Genomic DNA, 15,983 nt, shown 5'->3' with positions numbered 1-15,983 from the left:
TTCTCACATAAAAAGGCCTTTTTAGCAAGGCCGGCTGACGCCTATTTATTGTTCAGCATTTTAGAAATGGTGCCAAAATCAAGTTTCTCTTTACCGCTTGTAATAGATTGAACGATTTTGTCTTCCAATTCTTTCGGAACACGCTTGTTAGCCAGCTGGGACACCTTCTGAATGACGCCTCTCACCGTGTTTTCATCTTTGAAATTGGCATTTTGCAATGATCCTGCAAGGTTCATGACATCCTTCATACTGACGCCTGTTTTCTTCTCAATATTTTTGAAAAATTGATTATCCATGGTGTGCCTCCTTTTGTGGAGTAATACGATATTGTATGAATAAAGAGCGGAACATGTGCCCGTAAGACAAGGAAAAAATTCCGAGTGCCCGTCTCTATACGCCTTCATACATCAGGGAAGCACGGGACTGAACGGTCCCGCGCTTATCCAAGGTCTTGCTAAGGTTTAGCCAAAAAAGGATGCACCGACAATGATCAGAAGGATGAACAATACGACAACAAGAACAAATGTTGAGCCGTATCCGCCTCCGACATAGCCGCCTCCGTATCCGCCGCAGCCGCCATAACCGCCGTAGCCGCCGCCGAATCCGCCATATCCGAATCCCATATCTAAGCACCTCCTTTACTCTCTATACACTATGTGAGCCGACTTGTTTGGCTTGGATAAATGCATAGGGCCGGTGCGGATTTCATTCATTTTAGTGAGAATGCTCATTTTTCTTCAGTTTTGCTTCTGTTTCGGCGGCAAACACATCTATCCATTCCTCAAAGCGCGATCCCGCTTCATCAAACTCAGACAGCTGTTTTTCAATAGATAAGATATATTTGTCATGCTCCCGCTGGTTTTGATTGTGCCGGCGGTATTTACCGTTTATGAATGATTCAAATATATTCATAACATCCCCTCCTCCTATGATCTATGCCGAACAGAGGCCGGCGTTCGGCAAAAAACAAAAAAACCGGAAGCTCCGGTTTTTTAGAGAACGGCTATTTCGGTTTTTTCTTTTGGCCGCAGCCGCAGCCTTTTTTCTTAATTTTTTTTTCGTAAGGCTGATGCACAGTTGTTTTGTATGGAGAATGTTGGGAAGGTTTGCTTGATTGATTCATGGTGATCCTTCCTTTCCTTATGTCATATATGCCAGTTTATGCCGAAAGTGACGGTAAGTTGCTGGTGGAACCGCCTTATTCCTGCAGAAGACGAGAAACCGCAGCTTCAATGATCCCGGCCGCGCCGGCTATGGCTAACAGCAAAATCAGCCATTGCGCAGCCTCGGGTACCACAATCTGCGCCGCAATTAAAAAGGCGGCACACCATACGCCCGTACACCAATAGCAGCTGAGAAGTTCACCGATAAATGCCCTGATGCCTTTTCCTTTTATGACAATGTAGGTTTCTGTCGTGCCGTCTGGTGCGGTTTCTGTTTTTTCCTCGTGAAAAAGGCTCCGAAGCGGCGCCATAATGGTGTCAAATACGAAAAGCCTGGCCAGCCGGAAAACGGCAAACGATAACAGAATAAATGAAAGCCAATTGATAACCACCTGTTCACTCCTTTTCAAAACTTGACCTCTTTATACATATGCGAAAACCCTGATCTTCATGAATCGCACCTTGTCCGGTAAAAAAATAGGTGCGATTTAGTTGTTTTTCTTATTCCGCTCGGCGTTTCATTTGCATTATATAAAGTATGAATGAGAAAGGAGTGAAGGTTATGTCGTTTGAAGAAAAAGTCGAAACACTGCAACCTCAAATATTCGAACAATTATCCAACGAATTCGAGCAGAAGATCGAAGTGATTGATTGCGAAAATGTCACAATAGATACAACACTTATAACGGCCGCTCTTTCAATACAAGCTTCAGTTACTACGGCGATTATCCTTGCGACACAGCTCGCGATCGCAGATGAAGACACAGCCGACCAAATGGCAACCGAACTGCTGATCCTCGATGATTGCCAAATAAAAAAGCGAACCCTCATTCAAGTCATTAACAGCCGCAATGTCAAAATCACACTGACAGCAGACGATATCATGGCCTTTGTACAAACTTTGTTTCAATTATTAAATATACTTTTTGCTGAACTAGACATCCTTTAACCTTTCTTTTCAAATATTTAAATAGAGGTGAGAACAAATGGCAGATAACGAAAAATTAAAAAAAGAACTCGAAAGTCTACCAGAAGTGGATCCGCTTTTAAAAGTGCTTGTCAGCAATGTCTTCAAAAAACACGGCGTGACAAAGGATAAAATGCGGGATATCCCTGATGAAGAAAAAGAAATGCTGATCGCATTAGTCAAAGACATGCAGGCGAAATCAGAAGCTTTTCTTGAAAGCCAGAAACAGAAAAAAGAGCAGGAAAAAGCGCAAGAACAGCAGACAAATCCAAAAACCCGCAGAGAACAATTAATCGAACAGCTCCGGCAAAGACGCCAAAATCCCGGTCAATAACTAAAAAATAGTGATTTTTATCAGGATAGATGCCTGAGTCAAAGTAAGGGGCCGGCTCATTTAATATTAGTAAAAGAAAAGGAGGAATAGATATGGAAAGCAGACCATACTCTTGGGTTGCACTTGATCCTGAATGCGAACATCCGCGAGAAGAAAAAGAAGAAAAAGAAGGCAGAAGATGCAGTGTTTGCTGTAACGGAAACGGATTCGGCGAAGATAATGCCTTCATCGACCAGGACCTGGCTCAAGCGAATCTCAACAAACAAGTTTCTGAAGAAGCGATTATTATCAGAGACTCTTGTGATATTAACGTAACGTCAACAGACGTTCAGGCAGTCGCTTCAGTCATGACAGCTCTTAATGCAGCAGTCGTAACAGCCACTCTCACTTCAATCGCTGACGGAGTCATCGCTGAATTGGTCGCACAAGACTTATTGCAGCTAACAGCTAACAAACAAATCAACCGTCAAAAACTGCTCATCGAAAACTCCCGCGGCGTAAACGTGACAACAGTAGATGCCGATATCGCAGTGTTGATCTCAACAGCGACAAATACACTGGTTGCCATCTTAGTCATCACCCTGATCCTCTAAAAAGAAAAAGCAGAGCTAAAAATGCTCTGCTTTTTCTTATTTTCTCCGCATATGATGAATATATAGACGTTCACCCACACCAAGTGAGGCTCGCGTACATATGTTGTTAAAGACAAAAGTCAAATACCCTAAAAGAAGGAGCTGAAATCCATGAGCTGCGGAAAACACCATGGCCGAGATGAAAGTTGTGTATGCGATGCAGTCGAGAAGATTTTAGCAGAACAAGAGGCTGTTGAAGAACAATGCCCGACTGGATGCTATACCAATCTGTTAAGCCCGACGGTTACCGGTAAAGATACCATCCCGTTTCTCTTGTTTGATAAAAAAGGCGGTTTGTTCTCCACATTCGGGAACGTCGGAGGATTTGCGGATGACAGCCAGTGCTTCGAGTCTATTTTCTTCCGGGCAGAAAGAGTTTGTGATTGCTGCGCAACGCTTTCAGTATTGCGCCCCGTAGATGTGCACGGCGACACCCTCAGCGTCTGCCATCCTTGTGACCCGGATTTCTTCGGTTTAGAAAAAACAGATTTTTGCATTGAAGTTGATCTGAGCTGCTTCAGCGCCATTCAATGCCTTTCACCGGAGCTTGTTGACCGGCCTGAGCCGCACAAAGAGAAAAAGCATCACGGATAGTCATTGATTCGCATCTTTCCTAAAGAAGAATCCCCTTCCAACCTTCTATTACAGATGCAATCATCAGCCCGCCCGGACTTCCGGGCGGCTGACTCTCCGATATCGTTTAATCCGGTATATAAAACGTGAAGTCAGGAGGGATATTATGAGCAAGCATACAACATACTGTGTGCGTGAAGCGGTAGAAAATATTGAAGACCTGCAAAATGCGGTTGAGGAAGATTGCCCGGCCGGATGCTATTCCAACCTTTTATCGCCGGGTTTTTCATTAGGCGATACAGTGCCGTTTGTGCTTTTCACTTCTAAATCATCACCGTTTACCGCATTCGGAAATGTCGGCGAGCTGGATAACGGTCCGTGTTTTAACACCGTTTTTTTCAGAGTTGAAAGGGTCTGTGACGGCTGTGCCACATTAAGTCTGCTTATTGCTTTTGACGAGCATAAGCACATTCTTGATTTTACAGATAAAGACTCTCTCTGCGATGTATTCCGTTTAGAAAAAACGAACTATTGCGTTGAAGTCGATCTCCATAGCTTCTGCGCCATCAATTGCCTGAACCCGAGACTGATCAACCGCACACATTCTTAAATCAAAAAGCATAAAAATAAGCTGCCGGATTAAAGAATTCAGGCAGCTTTTTGTATGGTTAAAATCCAAGCGGATGCAGCGAGGTAATATCGTCTATTGCGAGTTCTGCCGGCGCTCCGTTGCTTGTCGTCCGCAGGAAGATCGCATTATTTTTTCTGCCGACGATTACGCCTCTGTAGGTTTTCCCGTTGGCTTCTATCAGACAAAGGGTCCGCGGCATATTATGCGGCAGCTTCGTTAAGAAATCAATTTTTTCAAGAATGGACATTCTGCTCATCGGCTTTTTCACGCGCTTTGGCGGAACCTTTTCCTCTGGGGCGGCATTGTGAACCGCTTCAGGCTCTTTTTCAGCGGCATCAGGCTCTTTTTTAGCGGCGTCAGGCTTGGCAGTGTCCTGCTCCGCTTGCGCCGGAACTTCTTGAACGGCTTCTTCTGCGCGGCTGTGCTGTTCAGGTACTTGCTTTTCTGGTTCGACAGCCACTGCTCCTTCAGGCTGAGTTTGACATTCTTCCTCCCGCTTTCCATGCATCGGCTCTTCTTCCGGCGGCTGAGGCGCTTTCCTTTTTTTGATTAATATGTCCTGCATTGATGATTGCGTGTCTGAATAATCCGCCTGAACAATATACATGAGCGGTTTTTTTTCCGCGTTTCTGTTTTGTTTTGACATCTTCATCCCTCCGATTCTGTCATGTTTTATTTATATGACGGAATGATTAAAATCAGAAGAAAGAAAAAAGCAATCCCTGAAAGGGACTGCTTGTTATTTAACGTGCGGTAATATGGAATCCTGAATCAACGTGAAGATTTTCGCCCGTGATGCCTCTTGACAGGTCACTGAACAAGAATGCAGCCGTGTCGCCCACTTCTTCAGGTGTTGTCGTGCGGCGCAGCGGCGCGCGCTCTTCAATTTCTTTCAGGATAGAGTTGAAATCACTGATTCCTTTTGCAGACAGCGTACGGATCGGTCCTGCTGAAATGCTGTTGACGCGGATGTTTTCTTTTCCTAAGTCAGCGGCTAAATATCTGACGCTCGCATCAAGAGACGCTTTTGCCACGCCCATTACGTTATAGTTTGAAACGACGCGCTCTCCGCCGAGGTAAGTGAGTGTAACGATGCTTCCGCCTTCAGTCATAATCGGACGCGCCGCTTTTGCGACCGCTGTCAGAGAGTAAGAACTGATGTTATGCGCAAGCAGGAATCCTTCGCGGTTCGTATTTAAATATTCGCCGACAAGCTCTTCTTTGTTTGCGAACGCGATGCAGTGCGCGATGCCGTGAATCACGCCGACCTGCTCTTTAATGCTCGCAAAGCAAGTTTCAATCTCAGCGTCATTTGTCACATCACACGGAAGGATGATGGAATCATTTCTTTCTAATGTAGCCGCAAGGTCATGAACTGATTTTTCCAAGCGCTCTCCCGCGTAAGTGAAAATGAGGCGCGCTCCGGCTTCATGCAGCGAACGGGCGATTCCCCATGCGATACTGCGTTTATTGGCAACGCCCATCACAACGATGTTGCGGCCTTCAAGTGAGAAATTCATATGTATAAAGCCTCCTGTAATCGTCTTAAAGACATAGTTTTAGTACCTGATCTTAATTTTTATCATATCATAACCTTGTCCAGATTGAAAGCATGGGAAAAAGACCGCGGATGTTGAAGCGGTCTCTTTTTTATCTCGTCTGCAGACTGTTCCTTTTAAAGGCAAAATGATTGGTCGGGCCGTGTCCCGCACCGATGCCAAGCGTATGTTCCACGGCTTCCCGCACAAAATTGACGGCTGTCTCAAACGCGGTCTGAATGTTTTTCCCCTTTGCCGTTTCCGCCGTCAGCGCGGCTGCGAACGTGCAGCCTGTTCCGTGGGTGTGTTTCGTGTCAATATAAGCGTGGCTGATTTGGGTAAAAGACGAACCGTCAAATAATAAATCAACGATCCTCCCCTGTTCAGGCTGGTGTCCGCCTTTTATGATGACATGCTTTGCACCAAGCTTGCAAAGGCATTCGGCCGCTTTTTTCCGGTCCTCAAACGTGCGGATTTCCATTCCCGTCAATACCTCAGCTTCCGGAACATTCGGCGTCACCGCATAGCTGCGCGGAATTAACAGCTCTTTTAACGCGGCCTGAGATTCCTCACGCAGCAGGGAAGCGCCTCCTTTGGCAATCATGACGGGGTCGGTGATGACATGATCAAGCCCGTACTGATCCGTTTTTTCCGCAATTTCCGCAATCATTTCCGCGCTCCACAGCATTCCTGTTTTTACAGCGTCAGGCCGCAAATCTTCCGCTACCGCGTCAATCTGGCTGCCCAGCGCTTCCCGGGTGAGCGGATAAATGCCGTGGACGCCCAAAGTGTTCTGGGCGGTTACCGCTGTAATGGCTGACATCCCGAAAACGCCGAGCTCCTGAAAGGTTTTGAGATCCGCCTGTATACCGGCGCCGCCTCCTGAATCTGATCCGGCAATCGTCAATGCTTTGCATATGCTCATGATGTTTTTCGCTCCTTTCGCATTATCCGATCCATTTATGATAAAAGGATTTCGCTCTGCTGATATCACTTGTGCCGTGTATTAATGCTCTGCCGTCACGAAACAGTACCATCTTGAAATTGTCTGTGCAAAACGAAATTAAATACGGGTTGGCTGAAACATCAAGCCCTGCCTGTCTGAGCTGTCCCGCAAGTTTTTGCAGATCAAACTGTTCGGAGATCCCCGTTCTGATCTGCACCGTGTTCCGCCCGCACAGAACCGCCGCTTTTGTCTGATTTTCATAGGATAAAAACGGAAAATCGTTTGTGCCGCAGCTTGGGCAATCAGCCGACTTAAGACGGCCGACGTTTATTTCCGACCGTTCATTTTTCCATAAATCAAAGGAGCGGAGAACATGCTCGATAGATCCGCCCGTTAACAGCTTCAGCGCATCTGCTGCCTGAAAAACGGCCGTCTGCAATACAGCCGGGCTGATGATTCCCGCCGTATCGCATGTCATACCGCCTAAAGGCAATGTTTCAAGCAGACAGTGAAGGCACGGCGTGACACCGGGAATGACGGTAAAAGAGAGCCCGTAGCTGCCGACACAGGCGCCGTACAGAAAGGGAATCCCTTTCTGTACAGCCGCATCATTCACAATCAGCCTCGTTTCAAAGTTGTCGGCGGCATCCACGATGAGGGAGGCGCCGCGAATCAATCCGGGTGCGTTTTCCGCAGTGACATCCATGACAAATCCCTCGACCTCTACATCACTATTTATAGATCGAAGCCGTTTTTCAGCCGCCGCGGCTTTCGGCATTTCCTGTCTGACATCGTCTTCGGTATAAAGCTGCTGGCGCTGGAGATTACTCCACTCCACATAATCTCTGTCAGCGATCGTTACCTTCCCGACCCCTGCTCTGACAAGCATCTCCGCACTTGCCGTCCCAAGCGCACCCGCGCCGATAATCACGGCGTGAGACGACCGGAGCTTCTCTTGGCCGGAGGGACCGATCGGCTGAAACAGCTCCTGTCTGGAATATCTGTCCGTCATACCGGAAGACCGTCTCGCGGACTGCTTGCAGTTCCGTAATCTTTCACCGGAATTCTCCCGGCTTCATAAGAAAGGCGGCCCGCTTCTACGGCAAGCTTCATCGCCCTGGCCATCTTAACCGGATCATCAGCGCCTGACACAGCGGTATTTAACAGCACGCCGTCTGCCCCGAGCTCCATCGCGTAGGCGGCGTCTTTTGAAGATCCGACGCCGGCATCGACAATGACCGGCACCTTCGCCTGTTCAATGATAAAGGATAGATTCAGCGGATTTAAAATTCCCTGACCGGAACCGATCGGCGAAGCGCCCGGCATAATGGCATGCACTCCGAGCTCCTCAAGACGTCTTGCGAGCACGACATCATCTGACGTATACGGAAGCACGATAAATCCCTCTTCGAGCAGCTGTTCTGATGCTTTCAGCGTTTCAACCGGATCAGGCAAAAGTGACCGGCTGCATCCGATGACTTCTACTTTTATCATGTCACAAAGCCCTGAAGCTTTGGCAAGCCTTGCGATTCGGACCGCCTCTTCAGCCGTTGCGGCGCCGGCCGTATTCGGCAGAAGCGTGTATTTAGACAAATCAAGCTGTTCGAGAAAGTTAGGCTGAGACTCTTCAAAGATGTTCATCCTCCGCACCGCAAAGGTTAAAATATCTGATTCCGAGACGGCCACCGCCTCTTTCTGAATCTCAAAACTCGGATATTTTCCCGTTCCTAACAGCAATCTTGACTGAAACTGTTTTCCGCCTATTGTTAACATCCTCATCCGCCTCCTACAAAATGGACAATTTCTATGACATCGCGGTCACACAAACTCGTCTTTTCATAATTCTTTTTTTCAATGATTTCTTTATTTCTCTCCACAACTACGATTCTTTGATCGAGCTGGTACGATTCAAGCAAATCCTGAACCGTCCCCTCATTTCGATTCCAATCAATTTGTTTTCCGTTCAGCTGAAGGATCATATATGAACAGCCTCCTTGCGATCAATTCGAAACGCTTCTTCCCATTCCTGTTTAATCTGTCTTTCCATGATCATATCCCGCACCATTTCAGCCGTTGCCGGCGCCAACAGGATGCCGTTCCGAAAATGGCCGGCGGCGAAGATGATGCCGCTGTCTTCAGGATGCCGCCCGATAAACGGCTTTCCGTCTCTTGTTCCCGGCCTGAGACCCGCCCAAAACCGGTCTATTTTCATATGTTCGATGGCGGGAAGCATGGTTTTCGCTTTTGCAATGACGGCCTCAATTCCTCCGATGTCAGGCGTATCGCTCCAGTCGCCCTGTTTCATCGTGGCGCCGATGACAAGCCGGCCGCTTTTTCTCGGGACAACATAACAATGATCATGGTAAAGAGTTTTGGTCAGCGGGGTATCGTCATTCCACACGGAAAGGCATTCTCCTTTCACAGGAAAAAAAGGCTGTCCCAAGCCAAGCTGGCTGAAAAACCGGCCGCTCCATACACCGCTTGCAACTGCGACTTTGTCAGCGTAAACATCCCCGCCGGACGTTGTGATGCAATATTCTCCGTTCACCCGTTTTACGGAGGTGACTTGTGTATGCTCATATATATCAGCGCCATAGCGCCGCGCTCCTTTTGCATACGCTTTGCAGACATAGTACGGTTCGACATGGATATCGTCTTTTATAAAACTTGCGCCGAGAATGTCTTTTGAAGCGTAAGGCTCTTTTTCAAGGGCATCTTTCGCTGAAAGCCAAGTGACGGAAGGTAGATCATCCATCTTCCGTAGACGGGCGATATCTTCTTCGGTATACGCCAGTTTAAGCATTCCGCCGTTATGGCGCCTGATGTCAATGCCGCAAGCTTCCTCAAGCTCTTGTCCCGCCGTTTCATACAGCCTTTGACTGTGCATGGCAAAATCAAAAAACGCATCCCGGTTTTCACATTCCGCATGAGCGCCCAGCATTCCCGCGGCAGCGCTTGTCGTTTTTCGGCCGACTTCTCCGGCTTCAAGCAAGACAACGTTCTGCTGCGTCTTCGCCAGCTCATAAGAAATGGCGCACCCGATAATTCCGCCGCCGATCACCGCCGTATCATAGTGCTTCTTCATAATCGGCCTCCCTTACCGCGCGTGCATACCGTTTTGCCGCCTCCTCAGGATTTTCAGCTGAGAAAATACCTGACATGACGGCAATTCCGTCCGGTTTCGCCTGCTTTGTGTGTCCGATCGTCTGCAGTGTCATTCCGCCGATTGCGATGACGGGGATGGAAAGCGTGCGTTTGATCTCTGAAAGCAGGCTGATGCCTCTTGCTTCAAGTCCTTGTTTACATTCGGTTTCAAATACATGGCCGAACACCACATAATCCGCATCTTCCTTTTCAGCTTGGATGGCTTCTTTCAGCGAATGAACCGAACGTCCGATATGAAGATGGGGAAATCTGCTTCGCACCTGCTTTACGGAAAAGCTGCGGGACGGAAGCTGAACACGGTGTATGTTGGCAAAAAGCGCGATATCCGCCCTGTCATTGATAATCAATTTGTCCTTATCCGCACCGCCCTTTTTCAAAAGGGACAAAAGCTGCATGAGCTCTCCCGCTGTTTTATCCCGCTCACGGATATGGATAAAGCTTACTTCGCGCTGAATCGAAAGGATATCCTCGGCCAGCTCGGCAACGGGTTTGCGATTATCAGTTACCGCGTGCAGCTCCAAAAGATTCCACCTCTTTTCCGCCCTTCTCGGACCAGCCTTCTTTTTGATAGGCCATTCCCCAAAATTGATATTCATAATAGCTTGAAATCACGAAATTCTCTTTCATTTTCGCGCGGATGTCCTCTGTGCTGTTTTCAGCAATCTCGTTAAAACGGCTGATCTGTTCTTCGACTTGCTGTCTGAACCAGTCTCCGCCGTATGTACCGATCCATTTTTCATAAATCGGATGCTCCGGTTTGCACTCCTTTAAGTGTTCGCCGACTTCATAATAAAGCCAATAACAGGGCAGAAGCGCAGCTAATATTTCTCCAAAATTGCCGCTCATCACCGATCTGTACATATGAGACGTATAAGAATAGGCTGTCGGTGCCGGTTTAAATGCCGCACGCTCTTCTTCCGTAATCCCTAAAAGCTCCGTAAACTCGCGGTGCAGCGCCATTTCCGCTTCATATGTCCCTTGAGCGTGGCCCGCCATCCTGCCCGTCGTAAACAAGTCTTCGGCATATGCGGCGCCGAACGCCTGAACTTTTGCAAAATGCGTCAAATAGTAGGAATCTTGCAGCACGTAATAGCTGAAACGGTCTATCGGCAGGCTTCCGTCACCGATTCCCGTTACAAACGGATGAACAAAACTTCCGTCCCACCATTCGGCAGCCGCCAGTCTGCATTCTTCAGAAAATGTCATCATGTCTTCCCCCCTGTTAAAATAAAAAAACCACTTTCCCGCATCGGAAAAGTGGTTTGGAATTTAAATGGATAAAAGGAACCCCAAAAAAATACCGCTCCACTTCCCTACGCAGGTCTGAACCTGTTCAAGTTATGAGGGTCTAAAAGTCTCACTTTTATCTCAGCCCTTATGAAGGACACCCCTAGTGGTCATACGATTAATGATTTATTTGTTATGCCTTCTATATTATCACGAATTGCAATTTGGTCAAGCTTCAAGAATTTTTCTCAGTTCCGACACGTAGTTGCGCGAGCCCGTGACGATGAGACGGTCTCCTGTTTTCAGCCGCGTGTCTCCGTGCGGAACGATGCTGTCCACACCTCTGAAAATCCGGACGAAAATCACATCGCCCATCAGCGGAAATTCCCGCAGAATGATGCCGTTATACGCCGGGTTTTCCAGATTGATCTGATATAACGAAGACTCCTCATTCGTCAGGAGGCTCATCACGCCCGGCGCCTCAATTAATGCACGCAAGAGTGTCTTTGTAGACAGAAGGATAGAAAAAATACTGATGCCCTCTTCTTTCAGTTTTGTTTCATGCTCAACCGAGCCGACGCTTGCGATGATACGCTCAGTCCCTTTCTCTTTCGCTATTAAGGCGATTTCGGCGTTCACATCTTCATTTCCCGTCGCCACGACAAGAATATCCGTTTTGAAAATACCGTGCGACTCAAGCGTGCCGGGCTCGTAATCAGAAATCGTGTCAACCGAAAAAACGGATTCCGCAAGCGTTTCCCCGGCATTTTCCTGATACACATGGACGACCCGTACTTCATATTCCTCCCCAGGCAATTCCAGCGTAACCGGAAGTGTCATTTGGTTGGCGCCGATAAATGTAATGCGCTTTTTTTCCTGCGGCGCACTTTGCCGTTTGTATAATTTCTTAAAGCCGATCGGCGTGATGATGCTGGCAATAACCGCAACTAAAGTCAGCGCGCCGGACATATTGGCGCTGATAATGTGGAGCCTTTCTCCGATCGTAGCCGCCGCGATAACAAGCGACAGCGTGGACGTCAGCAAAAAGCCCGAAGCAAACACGGTTCTTTTGTCATACCATTTCTTTAAATAAAACACCGGAAACATTTTGCTGATAAACAGCGCAAGCAGAAGCAGCGGAATCATCGTTAATGTTTTCGGATCTTGGAAAAGCGTCCAAATGTCCAATTTCACCCCGACCATGACGAAAAAGATCGGAATTAAAAACCCGTAGCCGAATGAATCCAGCTGTTCCACCATTTCTTTATTCGGAGACAGAAGCGATACCAGAACGCCTGCCAAAAACGCGCCGAGAATATTTTCCGCCCCGAGAGATTCCGATAAAGCGACAAGCACGATAATCAGTGTGAAAATGGCTCTCGTCCCGATCTGCACGGTGCCTTTAGACATCGACTGCACAAATGAACGGTGTTTAAAGATCCTGCCGAAGAAATACAGCACGACCCCCGCGGCAAAGAGAATCAACAGAAGCCACATATTTCCGCTGTCTTCTCCGTAAAGAGAAGAGAAAAAAGCGAGCAGAATCATCGTAGCCAAGTCCGCGATAACGGCGACAAGCAGGATGATCTGGCCGATATTGGAGTTCATGATCCGTTCTTCCTTTAAAGTCGGGACCACCACACCGAGTGATATCGTCGAAATAATAAGCGTCATTAAAAATGCGTTTTGTATAAAACCGGCTAATACAAAGGCATAGGACAGCAGCAATGATAAAATAAAGATGCCGAAAAAGATAATCAGTGCGGCAGAAAACGTGTTGGGCGCTTCCTTGCCATTCGGAAGGAATTGTTTTTTCTTCCCTTTCTCAAATGAAGAAAAATCAATTTCCAAGCCGCTTAAAAACATTAAAAAGATAAAGCCGAGAACAGACAGCGTCTCCAGCCACGTATCTCCCTGAACGACAAGATTCAGGCCGCTTTTTCCGATAATAAGCCCCATGATGATCTCCGCGACGACGACGGGGATGCTGAGCTTAAACCGATGTAAAAGGAGCGGCGTCAAAAAAGCGACGATCAGAACGACGACTAAAGATGCGACTGATGTGTGTTCCATTTGTAAATACCTCCTTAAAACAAGGGTTATAAAAGCCCGCTTTAAAGCGGGCGAAACCTTACTTTTTTTTAAAAACATAACGCATATTCTAACAAGGCTGAACGCGAAAAAAAAGTGATAAGGCTTTATTTCTTTAATTCTTTTTTTAATTTGTGCAAAAACAGCGTAATTAGGTATAGGAATTAGCCCCATAATAAATAAAAAACCGTTAATAAGGAGGCTGACACGAATGGCTTATGACATCATCAGCGATATACACGGATGTTATGACGAAATGATCGCGTTAATGCAAAAGCTCGGATATGAAGTGAAAGACGGAACGCCCGTTCATTCTGAAGGCAGGACACTTGTCTTTGCGGGGGATTTAACGGACAGAGGCCCAAAATCCGTAGAAGTGATGCGTTTTGCGGCAAAAGCATATGAAAAAGGAGCCGTCCGTTATGTCCCGGGAAATCATTGCAACAAACTGTATCGTTACTTAAAAGGAAACCCCGTAAAAGTGATGCACGGACTGGAAACGACGGCAGCCGAACTGAAAGAGCTGTCTCCCGCCGACAGAACGGAAGTCTCCAGACAATTCATCCGATTATATGAGTCAGCGCCGCTTTATGACATTTTACATAATGGCGATCTTGTTGTCGCCCACGCCGGCATAAAAGCTGACGATATCGGTAAATACTCGCGTAAGGTAAAAGAATTTGTTCTGTACGGCGATATCACGGGTGAAACGTATCCCGACGGCAGGCCCGTCAGAAGAGACTGGGCCGCCGCTTACGAAGGCAAGGCATGGATTGTTTACGGCCATACCCCGGTAAAACGCCCCCGGATCGTCAACCGTACAATCAACATTGATACAGGATGCGTCTTCGGCAATCAACTGACAGGCTTTCGCTTTCCGGAGCATGAAACCGTCTCTGTGGAAAGCTCAATGCCCTATGATGCTTCACGATTTCGCGAGGATCACGGCAGGGAGGCATGAAAAAAAGCCCGAAACCGGTAAACGGTTCGGGCTTTACATGTGTTCAATTAATGTTTTCATATCGTCAGGCACCGGAGCGTGAAAAACGAGCGTTTCTCCGGTCATGGGGTGTACGAATGAAAGCCGCTCACTGTGAAGAGCCTGCCGCGCAATTCCCTCATTTTTTCCGCCGTACAATGTATCACCGACTAAAGGATGGCCAAGGTAGCTCATGTGCACCCGGATTTGATGCGTCCGCCCCGTTTCCAGCCGCAGGGCTGCAAGCGTAAACGCATGTCCCGATTTTTCCGTTTGAAAATGCGTCACCGCTCGTTGTCCCTCCGGCGTTACCATCCGCTCAATAATACTGTCGTGTTTTCTTCCGATGGGCGCGTCCACCGTTCCTTCCTTCTGCAGCATGATCCCGTGTACGACAGCGAGATACCGCCTGCTGACAAGCCCCTTCTTCTGCGCTGCCGACAAAAGAGAATGGGACAGCCGATGTTTGGCGATGAGCATCGCCCCCGATGTATCCCTGTCAAGGCGGGTGACAAGATGAACCGTTGATTGTACGCCGCTTTTTCGGTAGTGGCTGATCACTCCGTTAGCGATGCTTTCCGACGGGTGTTCTCTTGATGGAATTGAGGAGACATACGGCTGTTTATTGACCACAAGCACATGGTCATCTTCATAAAGAATATCAAGCGGAACCGGCTCAGGCAAAAGCGTTTCACTCACATGCTCCTTCGGAAATTCAATCTTAAGCACATCTCCGTCCGCTAACACGGTGCGGACGGTTACATGCTCTCCGTTCACAAGCAGGTCTCCCCCGCCGAATTTAATGTCAGCGAGAAGCCGCTTTGAAATGCCGAGCTGCGCCGTATATTCTTTTACCGTCATGCCAGCTTCCCGGGCAGTCATGTTCTTTTGGATAAAAAAGTTGTCCAATCCGTTTCCTCTTTCTATTCGCCTTTTCCGATAAAGGAATCCTGCACCCTTTTCCAAAACGGAAAAGGACGGAATCTTGCAAATCTGACTTTTTCATTTGCCACACGGCATAGAATGGACTTCACATCCTTATGCAGCAAGGTTAAATGATCAATTGTGACTTGAAAGTCGACGTCGTTTCTCGGTTTGATGACACAGTTATGATGATCGGGAAGCAAAAGCGGCGAGCCGACAGTCCTGAACACTCTGTTGTTGATGGAGGCCATTTCCGCAAGCTGAATCGCTCTGATGGAAGGGTGGATGATTGCGCCGCCTAACGCCTTATTATAAGCCGTGCTTCCGGAAGGCGTGGACAGACATAAACCGTCTCCCCTGAACGTTTCAAACAGCTGGCCTTTAATTTCCACGTCAGCGACGAGACTGCCTTCTATGCTTTTGATCGTACATTCGTTCAAAGCCAGATACCGCTCCTCACGCTCTTCATCATGATAAGTGACAATCACCTCAAGAAGGGGATACTCCACGGTATGATACGGCGTTTTGGCAATGGCCAGAACGAGCTTTTCTATCTCCTGCGGAACCCAATCGGCATAAAAACCCAAATGCCCCGTGTGAACTCCGACAAACGCCGTTTTATCGAGACGGTCGCTGTACCTGTGAAATGCGTAAAGAAGCGTTCCGTCACCGCCGACGGAAATAACGATTTCCGGCTCTTTTTCATCCAGGGTCATATCAAAATCGAGTAAATACGCCTGTATTTTGCTTTTCAGTGTATCTGAAACCTCGTCTCCTTTTGAAGAAACGGCAAATTTCATGCCATTCCCCTCC

22 protein-coding genes and 1 riboswitch are annotated in these 15,983 nt (G+C 47.6%); of the genes, 6 read left to right on the top strand and 16 right to left on the bottom strand.

Annotated features, from left to right (window positions below; translation table 11 throughout):
* Positions 1-41 precede the first annotated feature (41 nt).
* The 4 genes from spoVIF to SB847_RS01530 all read right to left on the bottom strand — a co-directional run bounded on the left by spoVIF (position 42) and on the right by SB847_RS01530 (position 1,555).
* Positions 42-296, bottom strand: a complete 255-nt coding sequence (spoVIF, locus tag SB847_RS01545) for a sporulation-specific transcription regulator SpoVIF (RefSeq protein WP_003154986.1) — start codon at positions 294-296, stop codon at positions 42-44.
* 165 nt (positions 297-461) lie between these two features.
* Positions 462-623, bottom strand: coding sequence for a YjcZ family sporulation protein (locus tag SB847_RS01540; RefSeq protein ID WP_007610678.1), 162 nt, complete (start codon positions 621-623; stop codon positions 462-464).
* Between the two features lie 91 nt (positions 624-714).
* Complete coding sequence (locus SB847_RS01535; protein WP_012117306.1) at positions 715-912, bottom strand: hypothetical protein; 198 nt, start codon at positions 910-912, stop codon at positions 715-717.
* Between the two features lie 286 nt (positions 913-1,198).
* Complete coding sequence (locus SB847_RS01530; RefSeq protein WP_014417437.1) at positions 1,199-1,555, bottom strand: DUF1360 domain-containing protein; 357 nt, start codon at positions 1,553-1,555, stop codon at positions 1,199-1,201.
* 170 nt (positions 1,556-1,725) lie between these two features.
* On the opposite strand from SB847_RS01530, the gene SB847_RS01525 reads away from it, so the two are divergent.
* The 5 genes from SB847_RS01525 to cotZ all read left to right on the top strand — a co-directional run bounded on the left by SB847_RS01525 (position 1,726) and on the right by cotZ (position 4,279).
* On the top strand, positions 1,726-2,112 hold the full coding sequence (locus SB847_RS01525; RefSeq protein WP_014417436.1) for a spore coat protein: 387 nt from the start codon (positions 1,726-1,728) through the stop codon (positions 2,110-2,112).
* Between the two features lie 37 nt (positions 2,113-2,149).
* Positions 2,150-2,464 (top strand): spore coat protein, encoded by a 315-nt coding sequence (locus SB847_RS01520; RefSeq protein ID WP_265972193.1) that lies wholly within the window; start codon positions 2,150-2,152, stop codon positions 2,462-2,464.
* A gap of 92 nt (positions 2,465-2,556) precedes the next feature.
* A complete protein-coding gene (cotX, locus tag SB847_RS01515; RefSeq protein ID WP_014417434.1) occupies positions 2,557-3,057 on the top strand; it encodes a spore coat protein CotX in 501 nt (166 codons plus the stop codon).
* Positions 3,058-3,207: 150 nt separating this feature from the next.
* Positions 3,208-3,690: a CotY/CotZ family spore coat protein gene (locus SB847_RS01510; protein ID WP_003154995.1), complete on the top strand. Its 483-nt coding sequence runs from the start codon at positions 3,208-3,210 to the stop codon at positions 3,688-3,690.
* 145 nt (positions 3,691-3,835) lie between these two features.
* Positions 3,836-4,279 carry a spore coat protein CotZ gene (cotZ, locus tag SB847_RS01505; RefSeq protein WP_003154997.1) on the top strand — a complete coding sequence of 148 codons (444 nt, stop codon included), beginning with the start codon at positions 3,836-3,838 and terminating at the stop codon, positions 4,277-4,279.
* 58 nt (positions 4,280-4,337) lie between these two features.
* Here the strand turns inward: cotZ and SB847_RS01500 are convergent, their stop codons facing one another.
* The 10 genes from SB847_RS01500 to SB847_RS01455 all read right to left on the bottom strand — a co-directional run bounded on the left by SB847_RS01500 (position 4,338) and on the right by SB847_RS01455 (position 13,249).
* A complete protein-coding gene (locus SB847_RS01500; RefSeq protein ID WP_007409092.1) occupies positions 4,338-4,946 on the bottom strand; it encodes a CotO family spore coat protein in 609 nt (202 codons plus the stop codon).
* Between the two features lie 97 nt (positions 4,947-5,043).
* Positions 5,044-5,820 (bottom strand): enoyl-ACP reductase FabI, encoded by a 777-nt coding sequence (gene fabI / locus SB847_RS01495; protein ID WP_003155001.1) that lies wholly within the window; start codon positions 5,818-5,820, stop codon positions 5,044-5,046.
* 130 nt (positions 5,821-5,950) lie between these two features.
* Positions 5,951-6,763, bottom strand: coding sequence for a bifunctional hydroxymethylpyrimidine kinase/phosphomethylpyrimidine kinase (gene thiD, locus SB847_RS01490; RefSeq protein ID WP_045207126.1), 813 nt, complete (start codon positions 6,761-6,763; stop codon positions 5,951-5,953).
* A 22-nt stretch (positions 6,764-6,785) separates the two neighbouring features.
* Complete coding sequence (thiF, locus tag SB847_RS01485) at positions 6,786-7,796, bottom strand: thiazole biosynthesis adenylyltransferase ThiF (protein ID WP_410562817.1); 1,011 nt, start codon at positions 7,794-7,796, stop codon at positions 6,786-6,788.
* A complete protein-coding gene (gene thiG / locus SB847_RS01480) occupies positions 7,793-8,563 on the bottom strand; it encodes a thiazole synthase (protein WP_007610655.1) in 771 nt (256 codons plus the stop codon). The genes thiF and thiG overlap by 4 nt, the downstream gene beginning before the upstream one ends.
* A complete protein-coding gene (thiS, locus tag SB847_RS01475; protein ID WP_310526861.1) occupies positions 8,560-8,763 on the bottom strand; it encodes a sulfur carrier protein ThiS in 204 nt (67 codons plus the stop codon). The genes thiG and thiS overlap by 4 nt, the downstream gene beginning before the upstream one ends.
* Positions 8,760-9,869 (bottom strand): glycine oxidase ThiO, encoded by a 1,110-nt coding sequence (thiO, locus tag SB847_RS01470; protein WP_410562821.1) that lies wholly within the window; start codon positions 9,867-9,869, stop codon positions 8,760-8,762. The genes thiS and thiO overlap by 4 nt, the downstream gene beginning before the upstream one ends.
* The gene (gene tenI, locus SB847_RS01465; RefSeq protein ID WP_410562823.1) at positions 9,853-10,470 is read right to left on the bottom strand and encodes a thiazole tautomerase TenI; all 618 of its coding nucleotides are present in this window, start codon (positions 10,468-10,470) and stop codon (positions 9,853-9,855) included. Before tenI ends, thiO begins: the two co-directional genes overlap by 17 nt.
* Positions 10,448-11,155, bottom strand: a complete 708-nt coding sequence (gene tenA / locus SB847_RS01460; RefSeq protein ID WP_410563173.1) for a thiaminase II — start codon at positions 11,153-11,155, stop codon at positions 10,448-10,450. Before tenA ends, tenI begins: the two co-directional genes overlap by 23 nt.
* Before the next feature lie 87 nt (positions 11,156-11,242).
* Positions 11,243-11,351: riboswitch (TPP riboswitch) on the bottom strand.
* Between the two features lie 53 nt (positions 11,352-11,404).
* The gene (locus SB847_RS01455) at positions 11,405-13,249 is read right to left on the bottom strand and encodes a monovalent cation:proton antiporter family protein (protein WP_101670370.1); all 1,845 of its coding nucleotides are present in this window, start codon (positions 13,247-13,249) and stop codon (positions 11,405-11,407) included.
* Between the two features lie 229 nt (positions 13,250-13,478).
* On the opposite strand from SB847_RS01455, the gene prpE reads away from it, so the two are divergent.
* Positions 13,479-14,228 (top strand): bis(5'-nucleosyl)-tetraphosphatase PrpE, encoded by a 750-nt coding sequence (gene prpE / locus SB847_RS01450; protein ID WP_022553552.1) that lies wholly within the window; start codon positions 13,479-13,481, stop codon positions 14,226-14,228.
* Between the two features lie 33 nt (positions 14,229-14,261).
* On the opposite strand, the gene SB847_RS01445 is transcribed toward prpE, so the two are convergent.
* Entirely contained in the window at positions 14,262-15,155 is an 894-nt protein-coding gene (locus SB847_RS01445; RefSeq protein ID WP_044802815.1) for an RluA family pseudouridine synthase, read from the bottom strand.
* Between the two features lie 14 nt (positions 15,156-15,169).
* Positions 15,170-15,970 (bottom strand): NAD kinase, encoded by an 801-nt coding sequence (locus tag SB847_RS01440; protein WP_003155018.1) that lies wholly within the window; start codon positions 15,968-15,970, stop codon positions 15,170-15,172.
* Positions 15,971-15,983: the final 13 nt, after the last annotated feature.

Origin of the sequence: Bacillus sp. SIMBA_026, assembly GCF_046535335.1 — a bacterium.
Lineage (GTDB): Bacteria > Bacillota > Bacilli > Bacillales > Bacillaceae > Bacillus > Bacillus velezensis.
Note: the sequence above shows the minus strand (reverse complement) of the source record. Positions and strands in the feature narration are given on the sequence as shown.

Excerpts from the sequence above, each read along its gene's own strand:
- SB847_RS01525 (WP_014417436.1), top strand. The coding sequence starts at position 1,726 with ATGTCGTTTGAAGAAAAAGTCGAAACACTGCAACCTCAAATATTCGAA.
- thiF (WP_410562817.1), bottom strand. The coding sequence starts at position 7,796 with ATGACGGACAGATATTCCAGACAGGAGCTGTTTCAGCCGATCGGTCCC.
- SB847_RS01455 (WP_101670370.1), bottom strand. The coding sequence starts at position 13,249 with ATGGAACACACATCAGTCGCATCTTTAGTCGTCGTTCTGATCGTCGCT.
- thiS (WP_310526861.1), bottom strand. The coding sequence starts at position 8,763 with ATGATCCTTCAGCTGAACGGAAAACAAATTGATTGGAATCGAAATGAG.
- SB847_RS01535 (WP_012117306.1), bottom strand. The coding sequence starts at position 912 with ATGAATATATTTGAATCATTCATAAACGGTAAATACCGCCGGCACAAT.
- fabI (WP_003155001.1), bottom strand. The coding sequence starts at position 5,820 with ATGAATTTCTCACTTGAAGGCCGCAACATCGTTGTGATGGGCGTTGCC.
- SB847_RS01520 (WP_265972193.1), top strand. The coding sequence starts at position 2,150 with ATGGCAGATAACGAAAAATTAAAAAAAGAACTCGAAAGTCTACCAGAA.
- thiO (WP_410562821.1), bottom strand. The coding sequence starts at position 9,869 with ATGAAGAAGCACTATGATACGGCGGTGATCGGCGGCGGAATTATCGGG.
- SB847_RS01500 (WP_007409092.1), bottom strand. The coding sequence starts at position 4,946 with ATGTCAAAACAAAACAGAAACGCGGAAAAAAAACCGCTCATGTATATT.
- thiD (WP_045207126.1), bottom strand. The coding sequence starts at position 6,763 with ATGAGCATATGCAAAGCATTGACGATTGCCGGATCAGATTCAGGAGGC.
- SB847_RS01540 (WP_007610678.1), bottom strand. The coding sequence starts at position 623 with ATGGGATTCGGATATGGCGGATTCGGCGGCGGCTACGGCGGTTATGGC.
- SB847_RS01510 (WP_003154995.1), top strand. The coding sequence starts at position 3,208 with ATGAGCTGCGGAAAACACCATGGCCGAGATGAAAGTTGTGTATGCGAT.
- cotZ (WP_003154997.1), top strand. The coding sequence starts at position 3,836 with ATGAGCAAGCATACAACATACTGTGTGCGTGAAGCGGTAGAAAATATT.
- prpE (WP_022553552.1), top strand. The coding sequence starts at position 13,479 with ATGGCTTATGACATCATCAGCGATATACACGGATGTTATGACGAAATG.
- tenA (WP_410563173.1), bottom strand. The coding sequence starts at position 11,155 with ATGACATTTTCTGAAGAATGCAGACTGGCGGCTGCCGAATGGTGGGAC.
- cotX (WP_014417434.1), top strand. The coding sequence starts at position 2,557 with ATGGAAAGCAGACCATACTCTTGGGTTGCACTTGATCCTGAATGCGAA.
- SB847_RS01440 (WP_003155018.1), bottom strand. The coding sequence starts at position 15,970 with ATGAAATTTGCCGTTTCTTCAAAAGGAGACGAGGTTTCAGATACACTG.
- thiG (WP_007610655.1), bottom strand. The coding sequence starts at position 8,563 with ATGAGGATGTTAACAATAGGCGGAAAACAGTTTCAGTCAAGATTGCTG.
- spoVIF (WP_003154986.1), bottom strand. The coding sequence starts at position 296 with ATGGATAATCAATTTTTCAAAAATATTGAGAAGAAAACAGGCGTCAGT.